This is a genomic window from Leptolyngbya sp. FACHB-261, from assembly GCF_014696065.1.
Taxonomy (GTDB): domain Bacteria; phylum Cyanobacteriota; class Cyanobacteriia; order FACHB-261; family FACHB-261; genus FACHB-261.
The window spans coordinates 615709-642152 of record NZ_JACJPL010000031.1; the positions used below are offsets into that span (position 1 = coordinate 615709).

Consider the following 26444-nt stretch of genomic DNA (forward strand, 5'->3'; position numbering starts at 1 on the left):
GCCCGCGAAGGTAAAAATCTACCTAAAACTAGCTTGAAATCAACCTAAAGGGTCAGAGAGTTGGACATTGACTTTTTATGGTTTTTTCTTGTATTTCTTTTGTCTTCTTGAGCCAATTAAATCGCTAATTAAACAGGATTAGGGGCAGCCACATCCATCCGGGCTTCCCCTTCGGTGCTCTCAGGCTCAACGGCAATCAATTTCTCAATAGCTTCAACGGCCCGTTTGCTCACACTGAAGGACTCGTCATTCAAGGCGTGACGCAGAGCCGCTAATGCCGCTTCACCGCCAATTTGTCCTAAAAGCTCAACAGCACGCTTACGGACACTAGAGCTTTCGTCATTCAGAGCTTGATGTAGGGCAGGAATCGTTGCCTCGCCACCGATTTGTCCTAAGGATTCAACAACCTGTTTGCGAACATTAAAGTCTTCATCCATCAGAGCTGAGTGTAGGGCTGGAATTACATGCTCGCCGCCAATCCCCTCTAAGGCGCTTACAGCTCGTTCACGCACGCCAGAGCTAGGGTCCGACAAGGCTTGTAACAGAGCCGGTAAAGCTGCCTCGCCACCAATTTGGCCTAACGCTTCGACCGCCCTTTTGCGAATGTGAGACTCGTCTTGTTGTAGGGCAAGGTACAACGCAGAAACTGCTGCCTCATTGCTAACTTTGTCATACATCCCAACCACCGCCTTCCTGATCTCGTGTTCTAACAGTACGCTTGCAATGCCCTATTTCACTCCCCCCGCAGTCTGATCCCCGCTGATTCAGAATGCCAAGTGGTTTCTAGAAATCGCAAGGGAAACTTAGGGCTTGAGAGCAGGTTTTATAACCAAAGCTTAGAGTCATTGAGCTAGCCATTGCGTTAGCTATTGAGCCACTCTCCAGCAATGCTTGAACCTTGCTGGTTTTCGCTCTACATTAGCCGCAGTTCCATGTATTATTTGCACGCCTGTTACAACATCTGGCGTGTGTTCAAGACTCTGTTAAGTAGATTTGATTAAGTAAATTTAACTGCCTTGCTGAAACGCTTTGCGTAACGCAGGAACAATGGCAGCGCTACCAATTTCTTCGAGCGCTTCAACTACGCGACGACGAACTAGGGGCGATTGATCGGCTAGGGCTGCACTAAGTATGGGAATCACAGACTCAGTGCCAATATGCTGCAGGGCTTCGACAGCACGACGACGAACACTCGTTGACTCATCCAGAAGGGCTTGGCTCAGCGCTAAAACTCCGGACTCGCCGCCAATTGATTCGAGGACCTCAACCGCTCGTCTGCGCACACTAGAATCTGCATCCTTGAGAGCTAAACTCAGAACCGGAATCGATGCTTCAGTTCTGATCTGCTCTAGAGCTTCAACGGCCCTCTCACGAATGTTGGGCGACTCATCGTTTAATACTTGGCTCAAAACAGCAATCGCCGCGGGTCCGCCAACTAGCTCTAAGGTTTCAACTACCCGTTTACGCACAGTGAATTCAGAGTCAGTAATTGCCTGTTTCAAGACAGGAATAGTTGCCTCGGTTCTAATTTGTCCCAGCGCCTCAACAGTTCGCTCCCGAACCGCAGGTTCATCATCTTGAAGCGCCTGCTGTAAGGCCGGAATGACTGCTTCAGTACCAATGCCCTCTAGAGCTTCGACCGCCTTTTTACGGACCCCACTCGATTTGTCTGACAGTATTCGACGTAGGGTAGGAATTGCTACCTCACCAGCAATTTCTCCCAACGATTCGACTGCACGCCTGCGTACATGGCTGTCCTCATTGCTCAGAGCTTGCCGCAGGGCAGAAGTAGCCTTTTTGCCACCAATTCGCTCTAGGGCAGCAATTTCTGTTGACTCGTCCCAATCAATCATGCTGGGCTCCTGCTCAAGTATGAGTCAAATGTGAGCCGAATCTGAACCCGCAAGCCTAGCAAACTTGCAATCTCAATTCCTCTTGATTCTAGCTCAAGCTAGTTCTAAACTACTTGACTGAAAAGCCTGACAAAAGCAGGCCAAAAAGTGGACTAGAAAGCAAAGGTAAACAAAAGCATCTTTTCATGATGCTGTGTGTGAGATTGGCGTGGATTGCAGCCCAAACTCAATTCTCCTTTACAGGAGGTTAGGGCAGTGTCCAAGCAGTATGAGAGCAAGGCTGGGGAGACCTGCAAATGACTGGCGTGAGCCACTTGCCCAAAACACGAAGCTCAAGGTAAAGTCTTGAACCAGTCCTCTTATGCGGTACTATTTCCCCATGAAAACAACTTGGATTTGAGCGCAGCAACTGTTGAGTCGCTGGGTTTGGATTTATCTATACCAATTCAGAAGTTAGGGACAATCTCGATTTGTTCCTGCGTGCTACTCTGCGCTCTCAACCCAAAGGCGTAGATTGCAGAGCCATTGAATTGCCTCATTTTTTGGCCCACGTTTCGGTAGTAAAGGCATGGCATCCGAGCAACGTCAAGCTCTCACGCAAGCAGATGGAGATGAGATCAAAAGGTTATATGCAGAAGGTCTCTCTCTGAGAGAGATTGGCAGGCGATATAACCGGACAGGGGAAAGAGTTCGTCAGTATCTTCAGGAGCAGGGCGTCCCTCGTCGTTCTCGCTCTAAACCACGAACTGCTCCTCCTTCTGCAGAATATTTAGCAAGGCTAGAGCGTTGTCGAGACTTAGTTCTACAAGGCTGCTCTATTTTGGAATGCGCAGAGCAATTAGGAGTAGGGAGAAGCACAGTCAACGACTACAAGAAGAAGTTAGGGCTGGTGCGTCCTTGGCGTAAGGATTTATCAAGTGAGCAGTTTGGACGTTGGACGGTAATTAAGCTTGGTGAGTACGTCGATAGTACTGCCTACTGGCTTTGCAAATGTGAATGTGGCACAAAGCGTTTGGTCAATCACCATAACTTAGTTCGAGGATACTCAAAATCCTGCGGTTGCTCTAAACGAGAATCACTCAAACTCCGACAAGCCAAAGTTGGAGCCCCTCAGGCACCTAGCCTAGTTCCGCTTTAGCCTAATTTCGCCACAAGGCTCAGGCATAAGCAGCTAGAGCAACTCGTTAGGCTCACTAATTCTAGATGAGTTGCGCTCATCCTGTTGGGTGAGCCAATCGGAGGAAGTGTACTGGCTAACCTTGGGCTTATCTTATGTTTGTCAGGGAGCAGTCGCCAAGCTAGAAGACTGAGACCAGAGCCGAGAGTCCCTTGGTCCTAAGTTGGTCTCAAGTTGGTCTCAAGGTTCTATTGAGGTCCTAACTGGGTGCCGCAAGTTCTCTTATGTAACAGCCAAAAATACCTGCATTTGACCCCTAATCCTGGCTATTGCCAGGATTTTTCATCGTAAGGCAAGTCATGGCAGCTGGATGGCTTGTCTTGCAGTTTCTAGCTTTACTCCGGCTTTCTTCTGCCTGAGCTTTCTCTTGGCTGTGCCTTCCTTTCCTTGAGGAACTCCTGGCAATCAACGAAGTGTTACTCGCCCAATGTTACTCGCCCAATAGGGTGAGCCGGGTGCAGGAAGCCTGAGTTACAGCAAATGAGACATTCTCTATAAGAAGCTCTCCTCGGCCTGAAGTTGTCTTGGATTTGCAGCATCGAAGCTCCATCATCTCTTCCGTCATGCCTTCTCCAGTTGCTTGCCCCCCAGCTCGCAGATTAGCCCGCACCATGAATCAATCCCCTCTTGAGCAAGTCGTTGACCGAGTTTTTGCCTCAGGCAGGATTACTCGCGCCGACCAAAAGCACTTTCTCTCAGCCATGCTGGCTCCGGAACCTCTCTCGAAAACGGAGCAAACTAAAATCAGAGGGGCATTTGAACGCTTGCGGATGGGTTTGCTCAAAGTAATGGATTAGATTGAGTCTGCTGAGTGGCGGTTGTCCTCTAGCCTGAACTCTTAGCGTGCTTGATGGGCATCCTTGTAGATTGAATGCGCTTGATACTGCCGACTGTGAATGGTTGGATAACCTACGGTGGACTGTTGCTGCTGTTGGCAGCCCCCGCTGCTCAGACAGCCACTCCCCCAAGTGGGTCCTCTAGCCCTGAGCCTGCTCAGCCTGAGGTTACCTACCCCACGTTTAATAGCCCCCGCTTAGATGAGCAACTCCAGCATTACCAGCGTTATTTAGCTGAGGCCGGTCCTGCTGATGTGTTGATCGTGGGGAGTTCTCGGGCCCTGCAAGGCCTTGACCCACTCGTCTTACAACAAGCACTCAATCAAAAGGGCTACACCGAGCTGAGGGTGTTCAATATTGGTGTCAATGGTGCAACTGCCCAGGTTGTCGATCTACTACTACGGCGAATTTTGCCCCCACAGCACCTACCTCGCCTAATTTTATGGGCTGATGGCGTGCGGGCTTTTAATAGTGGTCGGCCAGACCGAACTTACCAGGCGATCCTGACGTCCCCAGGCTATCGACAACTCACCATAGTCCAGCCGCTCTCGGCTGGCCTGCGACCGACTCAGCTCAATGGTCCATCCTCGGCTGTAGCTAGTCCGCTTGACGAGCGTGGGTTTCTGGCCGTACCCAACCGCTTTCAGCCTGCGCTCTACTATCAGCAGTATCCTCGCGTGCCTGGTCAGTTCGACGGTGATTACCAAGCCTTCCGATTATGGGGTGAACAGACGGCAGCAACCACAGCCTTACTGCGCTTCACCCGCAACCGGCGCATTCCGATTGTGTTTGTCAACTTGCCTCTGACCCAGTACTACCTAGACCCAACTAGGCAGCGCTACGAGCGGCAATTTCAACGTTACTTACGACGGCTGAGCCTAAGAGGTTTGATTGTCCGAGACTTCAATCAACCGGACCTAGCAATACCCGATTACTTTCAAGACCCTAGCCACCTGAATCGCTATGGAGCTGCCGCTGTTGCCAGACAACTCGCACAGGACCCAAAAATTCCTTGGCCCAAAGTGCGAAGGTCCTCAAGCGCCCCATAAAGTGCAAAGGGGAGCTAATTAATCGGTGCCGAACTTGTGAGCTGGTCTGGTATCTGCGCTAGTAGTTGATGGCCAACTTTCCCGTCTCTTGCCATTACAGGTTATTGGCGTTTGCCAGCGGACCTATCGCCAGTGGCTACCGCCGATCAATGCCGATCAATATTGGCTGTTGCTAGGGTTGATCGGCAATTGATCAGCGGCAGTTCTTCAACTCAATTTAATTGGTTAAATCAGTCGAGTAGATGTAGATATAGCTTACTTGTTGCCTCCTGGCTCAGTGAGCTGGCGGTGCTGCTCGGCACTGACGGTATCCGGCAAGACCTTGCTCACATTGCCCTGGATCTTGGTCTTAAGCGAACCGGCAATAATGGCGTCCTTATCTGCCATCAGAGCTTCAAAACCTTGTTTGGCAACCTGAGACGGGTCGTCCTTCTTGCTCTCACCGACATTGGTGTCATCCATACCGGCCCGGTGGAAAAAGTTGGTGTCAGTCGGTCCGGGCATGAGCGACGTGACGGTGACACCTGTGTCCTTCAACTCGTTGCGTAGCGCCTCCGCGAAGGAGTGCACAAACGACTTTGAGGCTGCGTAGACCGCTTCAAAGGGTCCAGGCATTATGGCTGCAATTGAGGCAGTGAAGAGCATCCGACCCTGGCCACGCTCGACCATATCCTTCACCACCCGTTTGGCCAGATGGACGGTGGAAACAACATTCAGGTTAATCAGATTGAGTTCGTCTTTTAGATCAGTGTCGCGAGCGAACTCACCGCCAACCCCAACGCCTGCATTGAGCGCAATGGCTTCAACAGGGCGACCAGTGGCCTTAATTTGGCTGTAGAGTGACTCGACACCGTCATAGGTAGCCAAATCCGCTTGTACCGTCTCGACCTTGGCACCTAGCTGCTCAAAAGCTCTGGCGGCTTCGTTGATGCTGAGTCCTGTAGCTGTGACTAGGAGATCAAAGCCGTTTTGGGCAAACTGTTTGGCAAGTTCGTAGCCGATGCCGTTGGAGGCACCCGTCACGACAGCTAGGGGTCGGGTTGATAAACTGTTCATAATTCAAACTCCTATAGGACTGTTCTGCACTCGCTTGTCCTGGCTCGCGGCTCGTGGCCAGACAGCCTCAATTGATGGTGTGCTTTGAACCCTCACAATCCTAAGAAGGCAGCAATGTGCTTGCGTCTTTCCAATGAAGTATCGCCGGGTGTCTGAGATTAATTTGCTATTGGAGACATGAAGGAGAAGAACTGTTCGCAATAGCAGAGCCAGCTTTTAAGAGTCTTATAGCGCGTGCCATCTCTAAAAAACCTGAGCACTCAACAGATAATCCTTGTCTCTCTTTTAGGTTAGCGCTTTTCACACAGCATTCTGTAGATGTTGATGCAAAAACTGTATAAGCTCTCGCCAAGCATCCTCGGCTGCCAAGCGGTTGTAGGAAGAACGCTCGTGGCAGAAAAAACCATGATTGGCATCACTGTAAATCTTTAACTTGTACTTTTTGCCAAGTTCCTTAAACCGGGACTCGATTTGCTTGATGCGTTCGAGCGGAATGAAAGGATCAGCACCGCCGAAGAACAAGTAGACGGGCACTGTAATGTTGACCACTTCGTCAATCCAATCATCTAAAACCATGCCGTAAAAGGGAGCTGCTACCGCGATTTTGTCTGCGAATTTGCAGGCAGTGAGAAAGGTCAGGCCACCACCCAAGCAAAATCCTGTCACGCCGATCCTATCGGGGTAGAGGTTGGGTTGTGACTTAAGGTAGGCCAATGCTGCCCCAATGTCTTCCTCAATAGGTTGGCCGAAATCGAGACGGTACATCATCGCCATTGCTGGCTCAACCTCGTCATAGCCAAACTTATTGTTCGGCAACTCGCGATAATACAAATCCGGCGTGAGCACCACATAACCTTCGTTGGCAATTCGAGTTGCTACGTCTCGAATGTGCGATGTTAAGCCAACGGCTTCCATCAGCAGGAGAACGGCTGGCTTGCGGCCCTGCTCAGTAGGTGTACACAAGCAGGCAGGCATTTGCCCGTCAGGCGTGGAGATGACCACTTCTGATTGTTCAATTTGCACGTTATTCCCCCTGCTTATTCTTGAGCCTCTAGTAGAACTTGCCAATAGATTAGAAAGGCTGGAGTTCAAGGCTCTAGAAAAAAGTTGCGGGATCTTAGTAGATTATTGCGGTTGAGCTTGTAGGAGTTGCCTTGGCGTGACACCAACAATGCGTTTGAAATATCGAGTCAAGTGGCTTTGGTCGCAAAAGCCAACGTGAGTTGCAATATCTGCAATGCTGAGTTCGCTGTACTGCAACAGATGCTTTGCCTTCTCGATCCGACGCTGCAAGATGTATTGATGAGGAGTGAGGCCGATACTTTGCTTGAATAGACGCAAAAAGTGATACGGGCTCATCTGGGCAATTGCAGCCAAGTCAATGAGCTTTACGTCTTGGAGATGGTCGTCGATATATTCTGTCAACTGACGCAGCTTTGATTTAGGCAATCCATCTGCATAGCTGGAGAGCTTGGGTTGCGTGGCGCAATATTTTCTTAGCAGGTGAATCGCTAACGTCGTCTTGAGGCTATCGATTAACAAATAGCCACCGATTTGACTAGACTCTAATTCTTCTTGCAAAGTGGAGAAGACGCCTTGGATTAGTGCATCTTGCTCATTCATAAAACGAGGAATGAGTTCAATGCGATCAGGATCAACCAAATCTTGACCAACTTGTTGGAGCAGTGCAGGCTCAATTGCCAAAACTGCAAATTGGGCTGAGGTATTCCAGTTACAGCGATGGGAAATACCCGCAGGGATGATCGCGATGTCTCCCTGACTCCGCGTCTCTCTCGTCAGCTTTCCATCTAACCAGCGTTCTCCTGGTGAGCAGGGCAGTGGTGAGCAAGCAAGCCCATAAGCAATAACGTGCATGGTGTGCTGATGCTCAGCAATGTCAAACTTGGGCTGTTGATGGAGTTCGAAATGCATGCTGTCCCAACCGGAGCTTGAGAGAACAGCAGGTTTAGGAAGTAGGAAGTCTGTTGCCTTCTCTTGGCGAAAATCAAGGATCTTAACCTGCCCTTGTGCACTCATCTCTGGCTCAAACCGGTTGGAGCTTCTTCATTCTGGCTGTTTTTGTCCGACTGTATTTAGATAGGGGGGCGCCTCACCCTAGCATCGTCAGCAGGCTAGCAGTGTCAAGCAGCACTTGACACTGCTCTGACCCTAAATGTAAAGTGTTACTTGACAGCGGGTGAATCAAGTGATGAAGAACCGACTGAAAGAGCTTCGACAACTGCACCACTGGTCGCAAGCGGACTTGGCCAGGGAGTTAGGAGTCAGTCGTCAGGCGGTCAATGGTTTTGAATCAGGCAAGTTCGATCCCAGTCTGGACATGGCTCTGAAGATTGCCAGCCTGTTCAACGTTGCAGTTGAAGACATTTTTATCTACGAGGCAAAGAGTGCTGTGCAAATCCTGGTTGAGCGGTTCAAGAATTACTTTGGTTTCGAGTTTGGTTTTGAGAGGTTCACTGAAGAGGCCATCAACGCGATCCAGTTTGCTCGCAATGAGGCGGCAGGTTCACAGCAATCACAAGTTGAACCAGAACATTTGCTGGCTGGCTTGTTGGCTGAGCCAACTACCACCTCTGCTCGTTTACTGCGAGCTAATGGCGTGACCTTGGGTACTGAAACCAAGGAACCTGCTTTTGAGTCCCGTGATCAAAAGTTTAGCCCAGAGAGTAAGTTCGTTCTAGAGCTTGCCTTGCAAGTTGTTCGGCTTCAGGGTAAGAAGTCGATTGGCACTGAACATCTCTTGTGGGGCTTAGTGCGCCTGACCGAAACGGATAAGACTACTCTGAGAGACCTGTTTCAACGCTACGGAGTTGATCTCGAAGCGTTGAACAATCAACTGGTGGAAGTGGTTTAGCTTCAGACACAAAATTGGCTGAGCTTTGATTTCTCTAAATGAGAGTTACCCATCAAAACCCCACCGCTTACGCAACCTCCCCTTGCCAAGGGAAGGGGAGGTTGGGAGGGGTCATTGAAGCTGTAGGCCATGCTTGGCACAGATCTTCTGAAAAATGGCTGGATCAGGAGGTAGGGTGGTGATTTCTGCTCCAAGTTCCCGGTAAAAGGCTTCTGCGGCGGCAGGAGAGATAATCACAAGAACCCGAGCTGTTGCAGAACAGATCTTGAAGGTATGCATAGCATTGGCAGGGATGTGAGCTACTGCTCCTGCGGTAGCCATCGTTCGCTGATTGCCAATTTGTACTTCTACTTCGCCCTCAAGGATATAGAAAGTTTCATGCCAGGGGTGGCTGTGGACAGGCGGCTGACTCCCAGCCGTATCAAGCATCTCAAACATTGCCCAGTCACCCTCTGTGTCACTGGAAGTGATCTTGCGGACTAGGGTGTGAGCCAACATTTGATAAGAATCGCCTTCGCCGGGCGCAAGAATTTTTGGCATTGGTTGCTGTACTGCAATAGCCATGAGGTTTCTCCCAAGATTGAATAGATTTACAGAATTCGAGCTAACTGGCGGGCTTAGCGTTAACCTTCCATCGCTGTTCCCTATAAGCCTCTACCGCGCCTAGGGCTTCTGCGATGGATCGAATCCGGAAAGCAAAGGCAAGGTGATCAAGCATAAAGGGCTTCTACAGGCTTAAGAAGAATCCGAACTGGACTGCACCGTTTGCATAAACACAGGCTAGGATGCACAGTTTGGTTGTGTCACTCCTCTAATCGGGTGAACTAATTGGGTGAGGGGTTCAAGTAGTTCCAAATTGGGCAATTCGAGATGCCACATCTGGAAACATGTTTAGGACAAAACAGAGAGTGTTACTAACACTGCCTTGAGGGGCAGCGGTTTAACCAGGATGATTTGATTGAACAGTCTATAGCGGTAGCAATTCTCGCAAAGAGAAATGACTTACAAATAATTTCACAAGCAGATCAGGCAATCTTGAGAGAGATAACGACAAGATGCTTGCACGGTAGCTGGGAAGCGGCCAGATGCGAGCTTTCGAGTAGTGGGTCAAGTTCTAGCGAATTGTAGGTACGAGAGGTGTATCTAACCAATCGAGATTTAGCTTTCAGCATTTAATCAGAATTTAATCTGAAATAGGGCTCGAAGTAATAGATAATTGCTTGATTTTGCGACTACTAAATGCCGAATCAATATTGAAAATTCCACATTTGCTACATCTATTCCTTTAGATGGATACTGACAAAATCAACGCAATATTTGTGGCAACTACGTTATGGTCATTACAGATACACAAACTAGGTAATTGAATGTCTGACATTGTTGACACCGCCGTTAATGCCGGTTCATTCGGCACCTTAGTGGCTGCTGTCAAAGCTGCTGGTCTAGTAGAAACACTGAAGGGTTCTGGACCATTTACACTATTTGCACCCAACGACGAAGCATTTGCTAAGCTTCCTGCGGGCACTGTTGATTCACTGCTCAAAGATATCCCGAAGCTCAAGCAAATTCTCACCTACCACGTTGTCTCTGGCAAAGTGATGGCGGCTGATGTTGTGAAGCTGAAATCAGCCACCACGGTTCAGGGTTCAGACGTGAAAATTGATGCCTCTAAGGGTGTCAAGGTTAACGATTCTACAGTGACAACGCCAGATGTTGCGGCTGACAATGGCGTCATTCACATCATCGACACCGTGTTAATTCCTGCGTAACTGAACGCCTAAATAGCGTCTTATTTGGGGCAGCAACCTTATGGGTTGCTGCCCCAAAAACTGTTTGAGCCTTTATTGTTTTTTGAGTAGTCTCTTGGTGAGAAGTCACAATCAATTGCCGATTGATCTCTGCGGATAAACTTGCAATCTTTCAGAAGTCTTTATTGACTCGCTGCACGTTATCCCTCTTTATCTCCTAAGTTGAAGCTTACATTTTCATAGATATCTTAATTTGACATCTTGATATTCGAGACCTTGATGGAACCTCAAGAGGCAAGGATTCAGAATTGGCTCTGTACGTTGCTCTTGGGAAACTGGCCTTGAATTAGGAATATATCTTTTCTACAGGCTACTTTTCAGTATTACTAGCTAGCGTCAATTAAGACAGACAGGGCTTTGCGGGCATATTGTGCTCCAGTTGGATTGCCCTCGATAGTCGCCATTAAACTGGCTCCGCCAATTAAGAGCAAATATTGCTGTGAAAAGGAAGCAGGGTCATGCATTCCTAATTCAGAGGCTAACTGCATGATGTAAGTACGGATAGCTTCTCTTAAATTGATCGAGACTTGATGAGCTGGATGGGACGCATCAGCAATTTCTAAGACTGCATTGATGAAGGGGCAACCTCGGAAGTCAGGCTCTGAGTACCAACTCTGGAGAACATCAAAGGTTGCCAGTAACCGCTCTTTGGGGGTGTTTCCTTTGTCTGAAACCGCATCTTCAAACCAACACAACCATTGAGTCGCGCGATATTTCATGACTTCCTCAATCAGTTGGTCTTTTGAAGAGAACCAGCGGTAGAGGGTTCGCTTTGCCACGCCAGAGGCAGCAATGACTTCATTGATGCCTACATGCTGGATGCCCTTTTGATAGAACAGCTCAGAAGCGGTTTCTAGAATTTGCTGACGGGCCGCACTTGATTCGGTGGTCATGACTCCGGGTAGACAACTCTGTCTCCATGGGGCTATACTAGCACCCGTCCAAGGTAGACAGCTCTGTCTACCACACGGTTTTTAGGAGAGATAGACCCGTGGAATTTACGATCTACACGGTTGAAAATGCGCCAGCAGCCTCGAAGGAAGCGCTCATCCATGCCAAGGAGACGTTTGGTTTGGTGCCAAATTTGGAGGGAATTCTTGCAGAAGCTCCCGCTACCTTGAAAGCTGGAATGGCCTTGTGGGACTTATTTGAGGCGACCAGCTTTACGCCGGTCGAACAGCAGGTTATCTATCTCACTGCTAATTACGAACATGACTGTCGCTACTGCATGGCAGCCCATTCCGGTTTGGCAAAGATGATTGGAATGGCGTCTGAAGATATTGAGGCGCTCCGAGCTGGTCAACCTCTGGCAAATCAAAAGTTGCAAGCGCTGCGGCTGTTCACTCAACGCATGATTGAGGCGCGAGGTTGGGTCAATGATCGAGAAATTGAAGAGTTTTTAGCAGCAGGTTACACGAAGCAGCAGGTTTTGGAAGTCATTTTGGGAATTGCTGTCAAAATTATCCACAACTACACTAACCACATTGCTAAAACTCCTTTAGATAAGGCCTTTCAACCTCATGTTTGGTCAAAGCCTGCGGTAGCTGTGTAAGCGCTGATAACCTCACTTCAACTTGGCTATAAGCATTGACAGACACGCTTTCGGTTACGTCTCTGCCGATAGCTTAGGCCGCATAATAAGCTATTAGATTATTAGCTGGAACCTTCCAGGTGTCATTTCTTGTGAGGTAGAAGGCTTCAGTACATGTTTAGGTGAAAGGCTGAGAGTTTCAGTGTGATGTCCAGTAGGTAGATAGGCTGAAACTCTCTGTATATTCTGGTAGGTAGGATCTCCCTCAAGAAGCTAATTAACGGGACTGGTCAGGGGCAATGTTATGCTTTGTTCGCTACAGTCTCAAGACAATAATCGTCAGAATAAGACCAGCGATGGCGATTGAGATATGAAGCGCTACCCAAAGCTGATGGGGATAAATCTTTGTCATTAAGGGATGGCGTTTTTCGTGAAAGTCTTTTGCTTGGATTCTAAGTTTTTCAATTTGAGCGTCAGGGTATAGTTCGTCCAGCTTGTCGCGATAGAGTTTTAAGATGGAGAGGCTGTAGTGAATACGCTCTCGATATTTGCGTGAGCCAATGGCCCCATAGATGCCTAAGAAAATAAGAAGTAGAGATAATGGCAGGTTGTTTCTGTCGAGTCCTTTTTGCGTGAAGACTCCGACTATGGCTGAGGCAATCAGAAGGATTATGTTGCTGAGAGCTGACCTCTGATCCTCGGCCTGCTTGACTTCGGCCCATCTTTGCTCACAAAGCTTTAGCAAGACATCTGTTGAGTCTGCCATTTTGTCTTGTCCTTTGAACGATAGCTGCGCTCTGTTCTCACTCTATACTTTACTGGTTTGTGATTGCGGTGGTCTGGGAATGTGGGTGCTGTTGCCTAGTCTCTTGCACCTACGTCCCCGTCTATATCATCCAGCATTTTGAGCAGCAAGTCGATAAATACGATGATTGCTCCACCAACCTCTGGGCTAGGATCTATCACTCGATGTGCGTAATGATTGCGAAAAACAGCCATCATACCTGCATATAAATCACGATATCCTTTAAGCTGCTTATCATTAAGCTTGTCGCCCAAAACTGAACTTTTAACACCGAAAATCGTGTTCACAATGGTGTCACCAGTAGCATCGGGCTTAATAGATTCAGTTCCTCCAAGTTTTCTCAAACGCTCCTCCAAAATCACCAGTGCTGTACGAACGGCTTTATCCCAGGCTTTAGGGTCATTTCCACCAGCACTTAATGAAAAGTGGCATCTCTCCCATAACTCAGCATCTAAATGCTTAATTTCAGTTAAGGGAATCAAATGGGTGATAGCGGATAGGTTGGGCGCACCAAAATCAGAGTCAACAGCTTCATAAGCTCTGCTGGTGAGAGAATACTTGTACTGATTCAACTGGCTTCGGTCGCGTGAGAGACAGCCACTGCTCTGCAATGCGTCAAGAGTTGTTGTCTCTATATTTGGAACATCTCCCTTATAGCCATCTAAAGTTGTGCCATCACGGGACCGAAGAAACCAAATTTTCTCCTCGCCTAGCTTTCCAGCTCGTACTTCTTCAACTAACCACCGCAAAAGTTTTTTCTGGGTCTCGGTTAAATTCAAGATCTTCACCTGGGAGAGACTATATGAGTCAAACCATTCTAACTCCGCTTTTTTGAGCAAGCATTACTCTGCTTTAGTTACTTCACCAACAACTTTATGCTTACTTGATCTATAAGCTCACGATACTGCCTCCGTTAGCAGCCTATGTATCCTGCGCTAAATTACTCTCGGCGCACGGCAGCTAGACTTCTTCCTACTTGAGAGATTTATAAGTCTCTCAACAAGATGAGAATCTGAGCATTCGGCGGACCTTTGTGGATTCAAGGCAATTGTGGCGACAATCGTCGATCAGTGTGGGCATCAAACTCGGTGCAATCTACTCTAGAACGTCAATCAAAGCGCATTCGACCTGCCCCTGGAGCAGCAGCCCAATTCACTTGAAGTAGGCTTTATAAGGGTATGACCTGCGTGTTTTAACGATTTGATCAAGACTATGGGGTCAAGTCCGATGATTTACTTCCAGTAATTTGAAGAGGGTGAGTCTTGAAGAGCGCGGCCCAGTGGTTCCAGTGATTGAAGAGAAGGGCTCGTAGTAGTGGCCAGTGTTTAGCGTAAGGACAGATCTATGAACTCAATTGACATCTTCCTCAGCCACAGCAGTGCAGACGCAAAGGTGGCCAAGGCCTTGATCGACTTGCTCCGCGACGCCTTTCATATCGAACCGAGTAAAATCCGTTGTACTAGTGTAGAGGGTTACAAACTCAAAACGGGCGCGCATACAGAAACCCAATTACGCCAGGAAATCCATGATGCTCGCGTCTTCATTGGCCTTCTCACTGAAGTTAGTTTGGAATCTGCATACGTGCTCTTCGAGTTAGGTGCACGCTGGGGCAGCATGCAGAGCTACGGAGTGTACAACAGTGGGATGATAGGGTTCAAAGGCAAGATTTTTCCCATCCTTGCTGCCGGTGCTACTGGCAGTATCGTGCGTGATCCTCTTAAAGCATATAACGCACTCAGCTGTGAAAAAGCGGGAGATTTGCACCAATTAATCAGTGAAATAGGTCAGGAGCTAGGCAAGCAACCGGGGAGCGCTGCAGCCTATCAGGATAAAATCGACGCCCTAATCAGCGCCTCCAGACGACTTAAGGCCAAACGCAAAAAAGAGGAAAATCAGAGGGCAACTAAAGGCGCAACCCTACCTAGTGATAGTGATAGCAAGAAACCTGTGACTCCACGTCCTAGCACAGCCGTTAACCGTAGTAGTAGTAAGTCAAGAACACGCAAGGCTAGACCCAGTTCTACTAAGAAGAAGTAGAAGAAAGACAGGCAGCAACTAACGCTAGCTAAACTGCGAAGTAATCATGGAATTGCCATCGAGGATCTAATTCACGATTACAAGCCGCATCAGGGAATCAGCCAAGATAGAGCTCGTGTCGGACAACCAACAGTCAGGTGTCTATAGCGTCATTTGGTGCGGGTCAACGACCAAGGAAGAGGCTGATATTCAACTAGGCAAGGTAGATGACACCAACAGGTCGGAGTAACCAACGAACAGGAGCCAGCCCAGAACGACCTAACTATCCCGTAGTAACACCTAGAGCAGTCAAGCTGCAATCTATGTCTGACCCAAAGTGAAATAGGTCAGACCCAAAACGAAGTGGGTCCAACCGAGACCAAATCTCATGCTGACCCAGAATGAACTATGCCGAGTGAGATGCAATCTATGTCTGACACAGAATGAACTATGTCCAAGTGAGATCAAATCTTGTCTGGCATAGATTCATCTATGTCGAGTGAGATGCAATCTATGTTTGACACAGAATGAACTATGTCAAGTGAGATCGAATCTTGGTCTGACATAGATTCATCTATACCAGACATAAAACAATCTATGCCAGAGATAGATTCATCTATGCCGGACATAAAACAATCTATGCCAGAGATAGATTCATCTATGTCAGCTATAGAATGGCCTGACACAGTAGCGAGATTCACTGAGACTCTCTAAGAGCAGCGACGCGGCCTAAGTGAGAGTACGAGTTCGTCAGGCTTTGTCTGGGGCCTTCTTGATTGAACGCTTGGCAGTCTCTTCCAGAACTTGCACAGCCGAGACGCATCTGAATGCAAGTTCTGACTTGCAGATAAATTGGACTTGCCAAACGCAGAGCTTTGTTTTATCGTTTCGTTCAGTCCAGTTTCTAAGCGCCGCCGAGGGTTGTTATCGCCAACCCTGGGCGACTGACCTCCAGGTTGGTTTGTGCCAGCCCAAAGGCTACGACGGAGTTTAGCACTCCGTTGCGGTTAACCCCATGCAAAGCGGGTCAGGTGGGGACCTAAGAGAAGGAGCGAAGGGGCGATCTTCACCGATTGCCCCTCAAAACCTATTGAGGATTTTTCATCATGACTCAATCGTCAGCCCCCACTTTTAGCGACAGCGATTTACACATTTTGAGCGTATTAATGCAGCGCTACAGCCTCTCCGTCATCGTCGCTGCCCTGAGTCGAATTTGTCTCTGGCAAGCAGAACAAGCAGCCACCCAACACCAAAATCGAGAAACCATTCGCGAATGGCGCGAAGACGCCAGCATCTTGAACAAAACCGTCGTTCAGCTCAACCATTAGGCCCACTAAAAGCACCACATATTCAACCCTCTCAACCTCCCCTTGCTAAGGGGAGGTGCCGCAGACGGTAGGGTTCTTTGCCAAGGTAAGGTGCTGCAGGCGGTGGGGTTTTAGCGGTTAACGTCTACCCGTCGGCCCCGCCTGCTGTTCCAACTCACGCAGCGTCTCGTATAGCTCCCGTTGCAATCGACCATACTCAGTCCAGTTCCCCTGCACCAGAGCCTGCTGCCCCGCCTCCCACTGCTGAAGCGCTTGCTGCACCAAATCACTAGCAATCGGATTGCCCCCCGTCGGCAAATTAGCCACAGAAGGCAGAGTTGGAATGGGGTCGCCCCCCGCATCTGGACTCGCAGCAACATTCCCTGCCGGTTGAGCCCTTGGCGTCGTCCCTCGAAACACAATGCCCAACGCCTCATCCAAAGTCGGTGCCATCACCACCTGATTTTCGTAGGCCACAATCACTCGTCGCAACTCCGGCAACCGGCTCTGCTCCGCTTCCAAATACAACGGTTCCACATACAGCAGCGAACTGTTAATCGGAATCACCAACAAATTGCCTCGATACACCTGAGAACCCCGCTGATTCCAAAGCGAAATCTGCTGCGAAATCACCGGGTCCTGATCAATCCGAGCTTCAATTTGTCGTGGCCCGTAAATCAACTCCTGCTTCGAAAATTGATAGGCCAGCAGCTTGCCATACGCCTGTCCATCCGAGCGAGCCGCCACCCAGGCAATCAAATTATCCTTACGAGTCGGCGTAAAAGGCGTCATCAAAATGAACTCCTCCCGACTCTCACCTGGCAACTTCATCACCAGATAGTAAGGCGGCACCACAATCGGTTCACTACCCAACAATTCCAGAGGAATCTGCCATTGGTCCTCCTTGTTGTAAAACACCTGCGGATCACGCATGTGATAAGTGGCATACAGCCGCGACTGCGCCGCAAACAAACTACTGGGATAGCGCAGATGCATCCCTAATGCAGGCGACAACGCCGACAACGGCTGGAACAACTTAGGAAAGATCGCCGCATAGGTTTGAATAACCGGATCCTTGGCATCAGAAATGTAATAGCCCACCGTGCCGTTATAGGCATCGATCACCACCTTCACCGAATTGCGAATGTAGTTGAGATCGCCCAGCCCTTCCAAAGGGTCGCGGTACTCCGGATGCTGAAGCGCTTGCGTCTCCGGATCTTCACCCTCTTGGGTTGCTCCCGTAGCATCTGACCCGGTGGGCGTGGCTGTAGGCAAAGCCCGAGTCGCACTCAAGCTCAAGGGTTCCGAGTAGGGATAGTGATTGCTGGTGGTGTAAGCATCCAGAATCCAATAGAGCTTGCCATCTGCCAGGACCAGATAGGGGTCGGCATCGTAGCGCAGAAACGGCGCAATCGTCGTCGCCCGCTCCCGGATGGCGCGGCGAAACAGAATTTGGCTCTCCGGCGTGAAGTTCTGCGTCAGCAGAATGCGCGGATCGCGGAAGTACCAGGCATAGAGCAACCGCTCTCCCAGCGAACCCACACTCAGCCCCGGCACGCCATCGTAGCGGGTGTAAGCATTGTCGTCGCCCTGGGGATAGTCCAGCTCCTGCGCTCGCGTGCGCACAAACACCGGATGGCGAGTCAGCTCGCCATAGTAAATGCCCGGAACTTGCACCGGCAGACGCTCAGCGAGTTGAGGGCTAGTCGTCACCGGCGGAATGTCTTTGATGAAGAACTCTGGCTGGCCCTCGGCAGTCACCGCATTCACCGGGCTCATGCTCAGGCCATAACCGTGGGTATAGAGAAAATGCTGGTTTACCCAGGTCTGGGCGCGTTGTGGCACCTGTTCGTAATCGAGTTCCCGTGCTGCCAACATCACCTGACGCACGCCATCGCTGAAGCGGTAGCGGTCAATATCGACATCGGCAAAGCGGTAGTAGAGCCGAATCGATTGCAGCTGGCTGTAGGCATCTAGTAACGGGCGGCTGTCCCATAGGCGAATGTTGCTGATCGTGGCGTTATTGGCTGCCAGGTCAGACCGCGTCAGATTGAATTGCACCTCAAAGGGCTGCTCGGTGATCGCCTCCAGACCGAAGCCCTGTTGCGTAAAGGCAATGTTGCGCTCCAGGTAAGGACGCTCTTTGGCCAGTTCAGTAGGCTGCACCACAAAGCGCTGCACCAGGATCGGATAAGCAACCCCCGCTAGCAGCGACAGCAGCCCATAGCCAAACACCACTCTGCTCAGGCTTTGCCAGCTCACCCAACGCGGGTTGCGAGTGGACCCCAGCAGCAGCAAACCCGCCACCAGCGTCACCGCAGCCAATAGGGTCTGAGCGGGCAGCGACGCTTGCAGATCGGCGTAGCCCGCACCAAACACCACACCCCGTTCCGAGTTCAGCAGCTCATAACGGGCCAACCAATGCCCCCAAGCCAGCACCAAGGCCAGCACACCCACCAGCCCCACCAAATGCTGCCGGTCAGAACGCAGAAAGCCGACAAACTTGTCCTGTTGCGACAGCGCACCGCGACGATAGGCATAAACCAGAGCCACCGCCAGCAGCGTCACCACCACCAGGTTGAAGCTCCAAAGCTGCAACGCCTGCAAAACCGGCAAGCTGAACACATAAAAGTTCAGATTCAGACCAAAGACCGGATCCACCTGCTCAAAGGGCTGTTGGTGCCACCAAGCCAGTAGCCGAAACCAGTTGCGCCCCAAATCCAAGGCCAACAGCAGCGCCACCACCGCTGCTGCAATCAAGCTCAGGTCGCGACCGTAAAGGCGTAGCGCAGTGGCTTTGCGATCTGGAGGTAGGGCCGCCGGTCTAGCCTGACTCGAACGCAGTACCGAGGTCACAACGCGTTGCTCTAAGCGACGAGAGCGGCGACGCGGACTATCAAGCCGGAGGTCAGCGTTTGCTTCAGCTTCCGGGTCATAACGCCAGGCCCACCACAAGTTGGCTCCGGCAAAGCTACCCGCCAACAGCAAACCAATAGCGCTCACCAGCACCTGGGTCAACCAACGCAAGTTGAACACCTGCGCGTAGCCAACCACCTGAAACCATAGGCTTTCCACCCGCAGGTTCACCCCCGGCCCCAGCAACACCAGCACGATCAGCAGCAAGGGCAAGGCAATTTTGAAACGCGGCGACCATTTAGCAAACATGGCAAAGAAAACAATCTGAGGTGGAGACTGGGGCGGAGCAAACCATTGGGTTCAACGGGCTTCCTTCTAGTTTGTTCTTTGGAGAACAATTTTGTCTTAAGAACTCCGTCTGTCCTGAGAACAACCCATCACAGAGCAGCCCCTCTATGATCGGCTTAAATTGGATCGGCTTAAATTGGCTTACCGATGCTGCCAAAAAATTGTGGCTCGGCTACTCAGGCTTCAGCCTCACGATGAGCCCCAGGACAGCCTATGCAAACGACAACCTCAGCGCACCAAGTTCTGCTTAAGTTCGACCATCAATTTGAAGCACTTCGGGACAATTTATCAGTTGCCACTCTCACACCCGATGGTCACCTATGGCTGGCCTCCGATGAGACCGCCAGCTTAGAGCGGCTATCGCCAACGGCTGCTAATACGTTTGCTGAGCACCAACGCTTTGCGTTGTCTGAGTTTTTAGAGCTACCCGGCAGACCCAACAAGAAAAATCCACAACCAGCCGAAGTTGATATTGAAGGGTTGGCTTTTGCCGACCACTATCTCTGGTTGGTGGGTTCCCACAGTAGCAAGCGCTGCAAACCCAAGCCAGACAAAAGCGATCCTGAAAACATTCAGCGACTAGCTAAGGTAAAGACCGATGGCAACCGCTATTTACTCGCCCGCATTCCTCTAGTCGAAGGCGAGTTACATCGAACCTGTCCCCACCCCAATCATCCCAAGCAAGTGCTTTGCGCCGCTCAATTAGAGGGCACCTACCAAAGCAATTGCCTGCTTGATGCGCTCCGCAAGGACATTCATCTGGGGCCTTTTTTGTCGATTCCTAGCAAAGATAATGGCTTCGATATCGAGGGCTTAGCCGTTATTGGCAATCAAGTTTTTATAGGGCTGCGCGGACCGGTGTTGCGAGGTTGGGCCGTGATTCTGGAACTGCAAGTCAAGGACGCTGGCCCCAGCGCACTCAAGCTGAAAAAGATCGGCGAAGCGGGACAGCCCTACAAAAAGCATTTTGTAGACCTAAACGGTTTGGGCATCCGCGAACTCTGCCTGGACGGTTCAGACTTGCTGATTCTGGCTGGCCCGACCATGGCTCTAGATGGCCCGGTCAAAATCTTTCGCCTGCCTTGCCCAGCTCAATTGACCGCTCAGAGCCTATCCAGACCTACTGAGCTGTTCCAGGTGCCCCACGGCCAGAGTACTGACCACGCCGAGGGCATCACCCTATGCCCTCGCTCATTATGTTCAGATTCAGGCGCAGCAGACGCGGCTCGCTCCATCCTGGTGGTTTACGACGCGCCAGCAGATAGCCGCAAGGAGCAGCCTGGTGCAGTATTGGCGGATGTCTTTGAGTTGAGCTAGCCTAAGCGGGGCCCAATGAGCCGGGCTCGTCTGGACTAAGCTTGTTTGCACTAAGCTCATCTGAGTTGAGCTAGTCGTCAGGTTCGTCCACCTCCACAAGTTCTACGAGTTCGGTCCACTGACACCCCAAGGCCTTAGCTAGAGCTGTGACCGTGGGAATGTGAATCTGAGAAACAGCGTGTTCGCTCAGACGTTTGACCGTCGTATAAGGAACCCGAGCTTCGTAGGACAGATCGCGCACAGACCAACCGTGTTGGTCCATGTAGTATTGCAGCCTAAGGCGGGCTTTCAGTGTCAAGGTAGTCATCCAGCACAGTGACAGGGTACACACTGAAATATTCCGCTACATCTGGCGCTTTAATTCAATTTTCACAGTTTGCACAACAAACTGGTCACAGACCTATACAAGCCAAACCGTCAGAGCAGGCACCAGAGAGGTCGCCAAGGTGAAGGCATCGACGCCCAATTCAGTCCGCTCCTGAGCCAGTTGAATGCCCGCCTGAGCGTGCCACCAGGCCGCACTGGTTGTTTTCGCGACTGCGGTAGGCAGGCTTAAGTTGGTTGACGCCGCAGCTTGCGCCCATAGCCCTGCTGTTAGCCCTGTCAAGACATCACCGCTGCCACCTCGAGCCAAGGCTGGTGTGCTAGCAGGATTCACCCAGACTGCTTGCGAATCCGGTCCAGCCACCACCACCCGCGCCCCTTTGAGTAAGACGATACTGCCGCAGCTATCAGCCGCAGCCTGGGTCGCGCTCAGCCGATCCTCTAGGGTCACATTGGGAAACAGCCGCTTGAATTCACCGGGGTGCGGGGTGAGCAAGCTGGGCGCTGAGCGGCCCTGAAGTCGCTCCAAACCCAGTTCCGCCAGGATATTTAAGCCATCGGCATCGAGGACCAGGGGGCCAGTGTATTGCGGCGACAGGACTTGCTCAACCACGGCTCTAGCTCCGGCGGAAAGCCCCGGTCCACAAGCAATGGCATGAAACTGCTGCAAATCTAAATCTTCGGGCAAACTGGCAATCGCGCCTGTCTCGGTCTCCGGGCAGCCAATGACTAGAGCTTCGGGCAATTGCGCCACGAGCAGAGGCTTGATCGAGGCGGGCACTGCAATACTGAGCATGCCAACACCGCTAGCCCGCGCCCCCAAGGCTGAGAGCAAGGCAGCGCCGTTGTAGCGCACCGATCCAGCGATCAGCAGCAGATGCCCCATCTTGTACTTGTGGGTTGACTGCGGGCGTTTCAGAGGCAGCTCAGCCAGGGCAATTTCCGGCGTGATCTGGCGAGCTGTAGGCTCAGCGCCTAGGACAGCTTCGATGTCTGCCTGAGGCAGGTCAAAATCGATCAACTCTGCTTCACCGGCATAGGCTAGGGCCTGATCTTGCAGCAAACCTCGCTTCCACAAGCCCAGACAAAGCGTATGCTCTGCTTGAATGGCTGTACCCAGGACCGTGCCTGAGTCGGTGTGCAAGCCCGAGGGCAGATCGATGCTGACGACAGGTTTAGCCCAGCCATTCACCTGCTCGATACACTCAGCCATGCTGCCGGTGATCTCACGCTCTAAGCCGAAGCCAAATAGGCCATCAATCACAAAATCACAAGCGCTCAGCTCAGCCACCTGCTGGGCCTGAGCAATGCCCAAACTGCGTCCATAGTGTGCATGGGCATCAGTGAGCGGTTTGGCCCGTTCTAGAGGCTGGTAGACGCTGACTGCATAGCCTGCAAAGTGCAACTCCCGGGCGACCACTAGGGCATCGCCGCCATTGTGTCCGGGGCCGACCAGGACGCCGACCCGCGCAAATCTCGGCAAAGCATAGAGGGTCTGAATGCGTCGTGCAATCAGACCCCCTACTTTTTCCATCAAGGCTTCAACGGGCAGACCAGCCGCAAAGACTCGCGCTTCAATTGCACGCATCTGGTCAGCGGTGACCAAGGCCATTCTGACCAGTTGCTCTCGGCTTTGAGGCACGCTAAGCGACACAGTCTGCTAGTTGGTCGTGCTAGTTGAATACGCCCGTAGAAATGCCGTTGAGCAGATCCAGGTTAGACAGCAGCAGATAGGCAAAGCCTGCTCCACCAATGCCGCCAACTAGGAAGCCACCCGCGAACTGGCTCCAGCCTTCAGATGTCTTCAGTGCATCTGGTGGCTTAGCGGTAACCGTGACGACCGGATCCGGTACGTCATAGGCGCTATTGCCATAGAGGGAGAGCGCCAGGGTCAGAATCACAACCAAACCTACTGCTGAGAGCAGGCCAGCGAGATTAGCCACGTCGGTGTCACGCAGGGGGCCGAGACGAGCGAAGGGACCAATTAACCAATAGCCGTGGGCCATACCGACTTCCAACCCACGCTGGAGCGGCGCAATGCCCTTACGGTAAGCGGGCAGATTGTTAATGAAGGATTTGCTGAAGCCAGAAGCATTGATGGGAGTTTCCAGATTGCCAATCTGAGGGTCGCTGAAAACTGGCTGGATATACTCGCGATTTCTGGGATCACTCATGCTATTACATCCTTGGTCTGGGTCAGGCGGATCTGGACCATTGCTGGCCCTAGCTTGGGCAAGAAACACAGTTTCAAAAAGCATTTAATGCCTGACGAATATAACTCGTCAGGCATGTCTGCTATTGAAACGTGATGATGTCTGGGAAGTACCAATTGATCAAGATGAAAACCGTAACCGCCAATGACGCGAAGGTAATCAAAGTGACCGAAGGAACCGACAAGAACTTAAGGAAATCTTGCATGACGAGAACTCTCTGGAAGAGGACAAAAGGCTAGCGAGGCGATACAGGAATCTGCGTATCTGGAACTTGAAGTTCGCCGCTCAGCAATTCCTTCACAAACACTAAAGGCCAGGCAATGGAAGCAGCAAAGCTCTTCACAGCCAGAGGCACATCAATGATGTATTCCTTCTTCTCAGGCTCGGATTCTTTACGGGTTTCATTCAAGTAGAAACGACCCGCCCAACCTAACCAACCAGCTAGATAGAGAAAAAGAAGTCCAGGCAGAAGAAATTCACCAGCATGGTCCAAACGGCCATCGGTGATCAGGTGGGGCAAACCCTCGGGACCACAGGCCAAGCCAGACTCGGTATAACCTTGGAAGCGCTCACGAACTTTATCAATTTTGCCCTGGAGATAGAGCGCAGGGGCGCTACCTGGCTCATACAAGCTCAGGCGATCCTCGAAACTGCTAATCGCAGTATCCAGGCGCTCCTGAAACTGAGGGGAGTCAGCGCAAAGGGTCAAACCCACAGCCGTGCTCTGAGCCTGGGCGCTGGAGGCTAACCCAAGCCAAACCGTCACGGTCAGCAGGAGAGCAAGCAATCGACGCATAGAACTGTTTCCCTTTATTACAGAGTGCAACGTTCTTTGAAGAAAGATGGAGATAATTGAAGTGAGTGTTGAGTGTTTTGAGTAACCTTGTACATTACCTCCCAACGCCGTAACGATAACATTTAGCTCTTTAGGTTACTCTTACAGAACTCAATCCTCAACCATAGAAAAATAGCAGCTTATGGTAGCGGTTTTGGCAATCGAAACTAGTTGTGATGAAACTTCGGTTGCAGTGGTGGAAAACTATCAGGTTCACAGCAACCTGGTCGCTTCGCAGATCGACTTGCATCGGCAATATGGGGGGGTCGTGCCAGAGGTTGCCTCCCGTCAACATGTCGAGACCCTGAATCCACTGATTGCCGATGCACTGGCCCAATCAGGGCTGGGTTGGGACCAGATTGATGGCATTGCTGTAACCTGTGCGCCGGGTTTGGTGGGGGCATTGCTGGTCGGGCTGACGGCGGCTAAAACGCTGGCCCTGGTGCACAACAAACCTCTGGTAGGCGTGCATCACCTGGAAGGGCATCTCTACGCGGCCTACTTGAGCGAGCCTGAGCTGAAGCCGCCGTTTCTGTATCTGCTGGTGTCGGGGGGGCATACCAGTCTGATTGCGGTTCGCGACCACGGTCTGTATGAGCTGCTGGGCCAGACGCGGGATGATGCCGCTGGTGAAGCCTTTGATAAGGTGGCGCGGCTATTGGGGCTGGAGTATCCCGGTGGGCCTGCGATCGACAGAGTAGCCCATGAAGGCAATCCCCAAGCTTTTGCACTGCCAGAGGGCAAGGTCAGCCTGGGCGACGGTAGCCGCAACTTCCATCCCTACGACACCAGTTTCAGCGGCCTTAAAACCGCCATGCTGCGCCTGGTGCAGCAATTTGAGCGTGAGGGTAAGCCTCTGCCCGTAGCTGACCTAGCAGCCAGCTTTCAAGAGACGGTGGCGCGGGTGCTCACCAAGCGCACGCTGGCTTGCGCCCTAGACCATGACCTGAGCACGATCATTGCCGGTGGCGGGGTAGCAGCCAACAGTCGCCTGCGCAGTCAACTCACACAGGCGGCAGCTGAGCGGGGAGTCAAGGTGATTTTCCCGCCGCTGAAGTTCTGCACAGACAATGCCGCGATGATTGGCTGTGCAGGTGTGATGCATTTGGCTCAGGGGCATGTCTCGCCGCTGACGCTGGGAGTGCAGTCGCGGCTGGCCCTAACCCAGGTGATGAGCTTATACAGCTAGGGCAGCACTGTCGTTTAGGGCGTTGTCGTTCAGGGCGTTAATCGTTTCTTTCGCGCGCTCACGCAGATGTTCCCCGGCGATCACAGGTGCGTGCAGTGGTGGGCGCTCCGGTCCCTGGCAGGTGCTCAGACAGGCAACCTCAACGTCGTTGTTGGGTTCACAGAAGAAGGCACTTGAATAGCGCGACTGCTGCACTTTAGCGCCGGTAGGAATCGCCACGCGGTGCCAGGTTGAGCGCAACTCTTGGTTGGTCCACTGCTGGAGCAGATCACCGATGTTGACAATGACGGTGCCGGGAATTGGGGGCGCGGCAATCCACTCGCCCTGGGCAGTGCAGATCTCCAGGCCGCCAACGTTGTCCTGGAACAGCAGGGTGAAGCTGCCGTAGTCGGTGTGGGTACCGGAGCGCAGTTGACCGGGTTCGGGCTCTTGGTGCAGGGGGGGATAGTGAATCAGGCGCAGGATGTTGTTTTGCCCATGTCGAACCTGAAAAAAGGACTCGGGCAGGTCTAGGCCCAAGGCAAAGGCGCGCAAGACTTGATAGGAGGCTTCGGTGCAAGCAGTCTGGAATTCCAGCCCAACGGTTTGCAGATTGGTTTGCTCGGTTAGCGTCTGAGCGGGAGGATTTGGGTTGTGGACAAAGGCTTCCTGGTAGTAGCCCTCTTCTCTAAAAATATCGAAGGTTTCTTTGAGGTCATCGGGCTGGGAAGGGTCACTGCGTTCTGTGCCCAGGCCCATATAAACGCAGCGCTGGCCAGGGGCAATGGTTCTGGATTCAGTCACCTGCTCTTTGAGAGCTGAGGGGAGCGCAAAAAACGACTGAGCCCGGTTGAAAAACTGCTCGATTAGCGTTTGAGAAATGCCAATGTTTTTCAAATACATGAAGCCGAGTTCGTGGCAGGTTTGATGAATCTGTTGAGCAACGGCTCGTTGTGCGGCTTGATCACCGATGAGAAAAGGCTCGAAATCAATGACTGGTATTTGCACAGGCATGGAGCGAAATTCTCCTAAATCTAGAGACCTAATCTAGAGACTTAAAAAAGCACAGTTCC

Annotated in this window: 26 protein-coding genes; 10 read left to right on the forward strand and 16 right to left on the reverse strand. The window is 51.3% G+C overall.

Going from position 1 to position 26444, the window contains the following annotated elements:
• Nucleotides 1-128 precede the first annotated feature (128 nt).
• Together H6F94_RS27965 and H6F94_RS27970 are read right to left on the reverse strand one after the other, a co-directional pair.
• Nucleotides 129-725: a HEAT repeat domain-containing protein gene (locus tag H6F94_RS27965; RefSeq protein ID WP_313949404.1), complete on the reverse strand. Its 597-nt coding sequence runs from the start codon at nucleotides 723-725 to the stop codon at nucleotides 129-131.
• Between the two features lie 282 nt (nucleotides 726-1007).
• Nucleotides 1008-1853: a HEAT repeat domain-containing protein gene (locus H6F94_RS27970; RefSeq protein ID WP_190805540.1), complete on the reverse strand. Its 846-nt coding sequence runs from the start codon at nucleotides 1851-1853 to the stop codon at nucleotides 1008-1010.
• Between the two features lie 568 nt (nucleotides 1854-2421).
• On the opposite strand from H6F94_RS27970, the gene H6F94_RS27975 reads away from it, so the two are divergent.
• The 3 genes from H6F94_RS27975 to H6F94_RS27985 all read left to right on the forward strand — a co-directional run bounded on the left by H6F94_RS27975 (nucleotide 2422) and on the right by H6F94_RS27985 (nucleotide 4915).
• A complete protein-coding gene (locus tag H6F94_RS27975; protein ID WP_190805541.1) occupies nucleotides 2422-2991 on the forward strand; it encodes a hypothetical protein in 570 nt (189 codons plus the stop codon).
• Between the two features lie 650 nt (nucleotides 2992-3641).
• Nucleotides 3642-3827 (forward strand): hypothetical protein, encoded by a 186-nt coding sequence (locus H6F94_RS27980; protein WP_190805542.1) that lies wholly within the window; start codon nucleotides 3642-3644, stop codon nucleotides 3825-3827.
• Between the two features lie 74 nt (nucleotides 3828-3901).
• Nucleotides 3902-4915, forward strand: a complete 1014-nt coding sequence (locus tag H6F94_RS27985) for a hypothetical protein (protein ID WP_190805543.1) — start codon at nucleotides 3902-3904, stop codon at nucleotides 4913-4915.
• 255 nt (nucleotides 4916-5170) lie between these two features.
• Here H6F94_RS27985 and H6F94_RS27990 read toward each other — a convergent pair whose 3' ends face one another.
• From H6F94_RS27990 to H6F94_RS28000, 3 genes are all read right to left on the reverse strand, one after another.
• A complete protein-coding gene (locus H6F94_RS27990) occupies nucleotides 5171-5971 on the reverse strand; it encodes an SDR family NAD(P)-dependent oxidoreductase (protein WP_190805544.1) in 801 nt (266 codons plus the stop codon).
• A 300-nt stretch (nucleotides 5972-6271) separates the two neighbouring features.
• Nucleotides 6272-6994 carry a dienelactone hydrolase family protein gene (locus tag H6F94_RS27995; RefSeq protein WP_190805545.1) on the reverse strand — a complete coding sequence of 241 codons (723 nt, stop codon included), beginning with the start codon at nucleotides 6992-6994 and terminating at the stop codon, nucleotides 6272-6274.
• Nucleotides 6995-7096: 102 nt separating this feature from the next.
• Nucleotides 7097-8008 (reverse strand): helix-turn-helix domain-containing protein, encoded by a 912-nt coding sequence (locus H6F94_RS28000; protein WP_190805546.1) that lies wholly within the window; start codon nucleotides 8006-8008, stop codon nucleotides 7097-7099.
• Between the two features lie 172 nt (nucleotides 8009-8180).
• Here H6F94_RS28000 and H6F94_RS28005 point away from each other — a divergent pair, with 172 nt between their 5' ends.
• Nucleotides 8181-8843, forward strand: a complete 663-nt coding sequence (locus H6F94_RS28005) for a helix-turn-helix transcriptional regulator (RefSeq protein WP_190805547.1) — start codon at nucleotides 8181-8183, stop codon at nucleotides 8841-8843.
• Nucleotides 8844-8954: 111 nt separating this feature from the next.
• Here H6F94_RS28005 and H6F94_RS28010 read toward each other — a convergent pair whose 3' ends face one another.
• Nucleotides 8955-9407 carry a cupin domain-containing protein gene (locus tag H6F94_RS28010; protein ID WP_190805548.1) on the reverse strand — a complete coding sequence of 151 codons (453 nt, stop codon included), beginning with the start codon at nucleotides 9405-9407 and terminating at the stop codon, nucleotides 8955-8957.
• A gap of 803 nt (nucleotides 9408-10210) precedes the next feature.
• Between H6F94_RS28010 and cupS the strand changes: the two genes are divergently transcribed.
• Entirely contained in the window at nucleotides 10211-10612 is a 402-nt protein-coding gene (gene cupS, locus H6F94_RS28015) for a CO2 hydration-associated protein CupS (RefSeq protein WP_190805549.1), read from the forward strand.
• A 365-nt stretch (nucleotides 10613-10977) separates the two neighbouring features.
• On the opposite strand, the gene H6F94_RS28020 is transcribed toward cupS, so the two are convergent.
• Nucleotides 10978-11544 carry a TetR/AcrR family transcriptional regulator gene (locus H6F94_RS28020; RefSeq protein ID WP_190805550.1) on the reverse strand — a complete coding sequence of 189 codons (567 nt, stop codon included), beginning with the start codon at nucleotides 11542-11544 and terminating at the stop codon, nucleotides 10978-10980.
• Between the two features lie 98 nt (nucleotides 11545-11642).
• Between H6F94_RS28020 and H6F94_RS28025 the strand changes: the two genes are divergently transcribed.
• Nucleotides 11643-12203, forward strand: coding sequence for a carboxymuconolactone decarboxylase family protein (locus tag H6F94_RS28025; protein ID WP_190805551.1), 561 nt, complete (start codon nucleotides 11643-11645; stop codon nucleotides 12201-12203).
• Between the two features lie 295 nt (nucleotides 12204-12498).
• Here H6F94_RS28025 and H6F94_RS28030 read toward each other — a convergent pair whose 3' ends face one another.
• Both H6F94_RS28030 and H6F94_RS28035 read right to left on the reverse strand, forming a co-directional pair.
• Entirely contained in the window at nucleotides 12499-12948 is a 450-nt protein-coding gene (locus tag H6F94_RS28030; RefSeq protein ID WP_190805552.1) for a hypothetical protein, read from the reverse strand.
• 95 nt (nucleotides 12949-13043) lie between these two features.
• Complete coding sequence (locus H6F94_RS28035) at nucleotides 13044-13826, reverse strand: TIGR02391 family protein (RefSeq protein ID WP_199320688.1); 783 nt, start codon at nucleotides 13824-13826, stop codon at nucleotides 13044-13046.
• Nucleotides 13827-14331: 505 nt separating this feature from the next.
• On the opposite strand from H6F94_RS28035, the gene H6F94_RS28040 reads away from it, so the two are divergent.
• Nucleotides 14332-15024, forward strand: coding sequence for a toll/interleukin-1 receptor domain-containing protein (locus tag H6F94_RS28040; protein ID WP_190805553.1), 693 nt, complete (start codon nucleotides 14332-14334; stop codon nucleotides 15022-15024).
• Between the two features lie 1085 nt (nucleotides 15025-16109).
• On the forward strand, nucleotides 16110-16331 hold the full coding sequence (locus H6F94_RS28045; RefSeq protein WP_190805554.1) for a hypothetical protein: 222 nt from the start codon (nucleotides 16110-16112) through the stop codon (nucleotides 16329-16331).
• 117 nt (nucleotides 16332-16448) lie between these two features.
• On the opposite strand, the gene H6F94_RS28050 is transcribed toward H6F94_RS28045, so the two are convergent.
• Nucleotides 16449-19475, reverse strand: a complete 3027-nt coding sequence (locus tag H6F94_RS28050; protein WP_190805555.1) for a UPF0182 family membrane protein — start codon at nucleotides 19473-19475, stop codon at nucleotides 16449-16451.
• Between the two features lie 252 nt (nucleotides 19476-19727).
• On the opposite strand from H6F94_RS28050, the gene H6F94_RS28055 reads away from it, so the two are divergent.
• The gene (locus H6F94_RS28055; protein WP_190805556.1) at nucleotides 19728-20831 is read left to right on the forward strand and encodes a DUF3616 domain-containing protein; all 1104 of its coding nucleotides are present in this window, start codon (nucleotides 19728-19730) and stop codon (nucleotides 20829-20831) included.
• Between the two features lie 70 nt (nucleotides 20832-20901).
• On the opposite strand, the gene H6F94_RS28060 is transcribed toward H6F94_RS28055, so the two are convergent.
• The 5 genes from H6F94_RS28060 to H6F94_RS28080 all read right to left on the reverse strand — a co-directional run bounded on the left by H6F94_RS28060 (nucleotide 20902) and on the right by H6F94_RS28080 (nucleotide 24164).
• Complete coding sequence (locus tag H6F94_RS28060; RefSeq protein ID WP_190805557.1) at nucleotides 20902-21138, reverse strand: helix-turn-helix domain-containing protein; 237 nt, start codon at nucleotides 21136-21138, stop codon at nucleotides 20902-20904.
• 93 nt (nucleotides 21139-21231) lie between these two features.
• Nucleotides 21232-22809, reverse strand: coding sequence for an NAD(P)H-hydrate dehydratase (locus H6F94_RS28065; RefSeq protein WP_313949391.1), 1578 nt, complete (start codon nucleotides 22807-22809; stop codon nucleotides 21232-21234).
• A 19-nt stretch (nucleotides 22810-22828) separates the two neighbouring features.
• A complete protein-coding gene (locus H6F94_RS28070) occupies nucleotides 22829-23329 on the reverse strand; it encodes a photosystem I reaction center subunit XI (protein WP_190805558.1) in 501 nt (166 codons plus the stop codon).
• Nucleotides 23330-23450: 121 nt separating this feature from the next.
• Nucleotides 23451-23573: a Photosystem I reaction center subunit IX gene (locus H6F94_RS28075; RefSeq protein ID WP_190805559.1), complete on the reverse strand. Its 123-nt coding sequence runs from the start codon at nucleotides 23571-23573 to the stop codon at nucleotides 23451-23453.
• Between the two features lie 30 nt (nucleotides 23574-23603).
• Nucleotides 23604-24164 carry a Photosystem I reaction center subunit III gene (locus tag H6F94_RS28080; RefSeq protein WP_190805560.1) on the reverse strand — a complete coding sequence of 187 codons (561 nt, stop codon included), beginning with the start codon at nucleotides 24162-24164 and terminating at the stop codon, nucleotides 23604-23606.
• Between the two features lie 181 nt (nucleotides 24165-24345).
• Here H6F94_RS28080 and tsaD point away from each other — a divergent pair, with 181 nt between their 5' ends.
• Nucleotides 24346-25392 carry a tRNA (adenosine(37)-N6)-threonylcarbamoyltransferase complex transferase subunit TsaD gene (tsaD, locus tag H6F94_RS28085; protein ID WP_190805561.1) on the forward strand — a complete coding sequence of 349 codons (1047 nt, stop codon included), beginning with the start codon at nucleotides 24346-24348 and terminating at the stop codon, nucleotides 25390-25392.
• On the opposite strand, the gene H6F94_RS28090 is transcribed toward tsaD, so the two are convergent.
• On the reverse strand, nucleotides 25381-26385 hold the full coding sequence (locus H6F94_RS28090; protein ID WP_190805562.1) for an isopenicillin N synthase family dioxygenase: 1005 nt from the start codon (nucleotides 26383-26385) through the stop codon (nucleotides 25381-25383). The two genes, tsaD and H6F94_RS28090, sit on opposite strands and share 12 nt — an antisense overlap.
• Between the last annotated feature and the right edge of the window lie 59 nt (nucleotides 26386-26444).

Bases quoted from the DNA above. Each gene is read 5' to 3' on its own strand.
- H6F94_RS28055 (WP_190805556.1), top strand. From the start codon at position 19,728: ATGCAAACGACAACCTCAGCGCACCAAGTTCTGCTTAAGTTCGACCAT.
- H6F94_RS27980 (WP_190805542.1), top strand. From the start codon at position 3,642: ATGAATCAATCCCCTCTTGAGCAAGTCGTTGACCGAGTTTTTGCCTCA.
- H6F94_RS28005 (WP_190805547.1), top strand. From the start codon at position 8,181: ATGAAGAACCGACTGAAAGAGCTTCGACAACTGCACCACTGGTCGCAA.
- H6F94_RS28075 (WP_190805559.1), bottom strand. From the start codon at position 23,573: ATGCAAGATTTCCTTAAGTTCTTGTCGGTTCCTTCGGTCACTTTGATT.
- H6F94_RS27975 (WP_190805541.1), top strand. From the start codon at position 2,422: ATGGCATCCGAGCAACGTCAAGCTCTCACGCAAGCAGATGGAGATGAG.
- H6F94_RS28000 (WP_190805546.1), bottom strand. From the start codon at position 8,008: ATGAGTGCACAAGGGCAGGTTAAGATCCTTGATTTTCGCCAAGAGAAG.
- H6F94_RS28020 (WP_190805550.1), bottom strand. From the start codon at position 11,544: ATGACCACCGAATCAAGTGCGGCCCGTCAGCAAATTCTAGAAACCGCT.
- H6F94_RS28040 (WP_190805553.1), top strand. From the start codon at position 14,332: ATGAACTCAATTGACATCTTCCTCAGCCACAGCAGTGCAGACGCAAAG.
- H6F94_RS28050 (WP_190805555.1), bottom strand. From the start codon at position 19,475: ATGTTTGCTAAATGGTCGCCGCGTTTCAAAATTGCCTTGCCCTTGCTG.
- H6F94_RS27985 (WP_190805543.1), top strand. From the start codon at position 3,902: ATGCGCTTGATACTGCCGACTGTGAATGGTTGGATAACCTACGGTGGA.
- H6F94_RS28045 (WP_190805554.1), top strand. From the start codon at position 16,110: ATGACTCAATCGTCAGCCCCCACTTTTAGCGACAGCGATTTACACATT.
- tsaD (WP_190805561.1), top strand. From the start codon at position 24,346: ATGGTAGCGGTTTTGGCAATCGAAACTAGTTGTGATGAAACTTCGGTT.
- cupS (WP_190805549.1), top strand. From the start codon at position 10,211: ATGTCTGACATTGTTGACACCGCCGTTAATGCCGGTTCATTCGGCACC.
- H6F94_RS28080 (WP_190805560.1), bottom strand. From the start codon at position 24,164: ATGCGTCGATTGCTTGCTCTCCTGCTGACCGTGACGGTTTGGCTTGGG.
- H6F94_RS28030 (WP_190805552.1), bottom strand. From the start codon at position 12,948: ATGGCAGACTCAACAGATGTCTTGCTAAAGCTTTGTGAGCAAAGATGG.
- H6F94_RS27990 (WP_190805544.1), bottom strand. From the start codon at position 5,971: ATGAACAGTTTATCAACCCGACCCCTAGCTGTCGTGACGGGTGCCTCC.
- H6F94_RS28010 (WP_190805548.1), bottom strand. From the start codon at position 9,407: ATGGCTATTGCAGTACAGCAACCAATGCCAAAAATTCTTGCGCCCGGC.
- H6F94_RS28070 (WP_190805558.1), bottom strand. From the start codon at position 23,329: ATGAGTGATCCCAGAAATCGCGAGTATATCCAGCCAGTTTTCAGCGAC.
- H6F94_RS28060 (WP_190805557.1), bottom strand. From the start codon at position 21,138: ATGACTACCTTGACACTGAAAGCCCGCCTTAGGCTGCAATACTACATG.
- H6F94_RS27970 (WP_190805540.1), bottom strand. From the start codon at position 1,853: ATGATTGATTGGGACGAGTCAACAGAAATTGCTGCCCTAGAGCGAATT.
- H6F94_RS28090 (WP_190805562.1), bottom strand. From the start codon at position 26,385: ATGCCTGTGCAAATACCAGTCATTGATTTCGAGCCTTTTCTCATCGGT.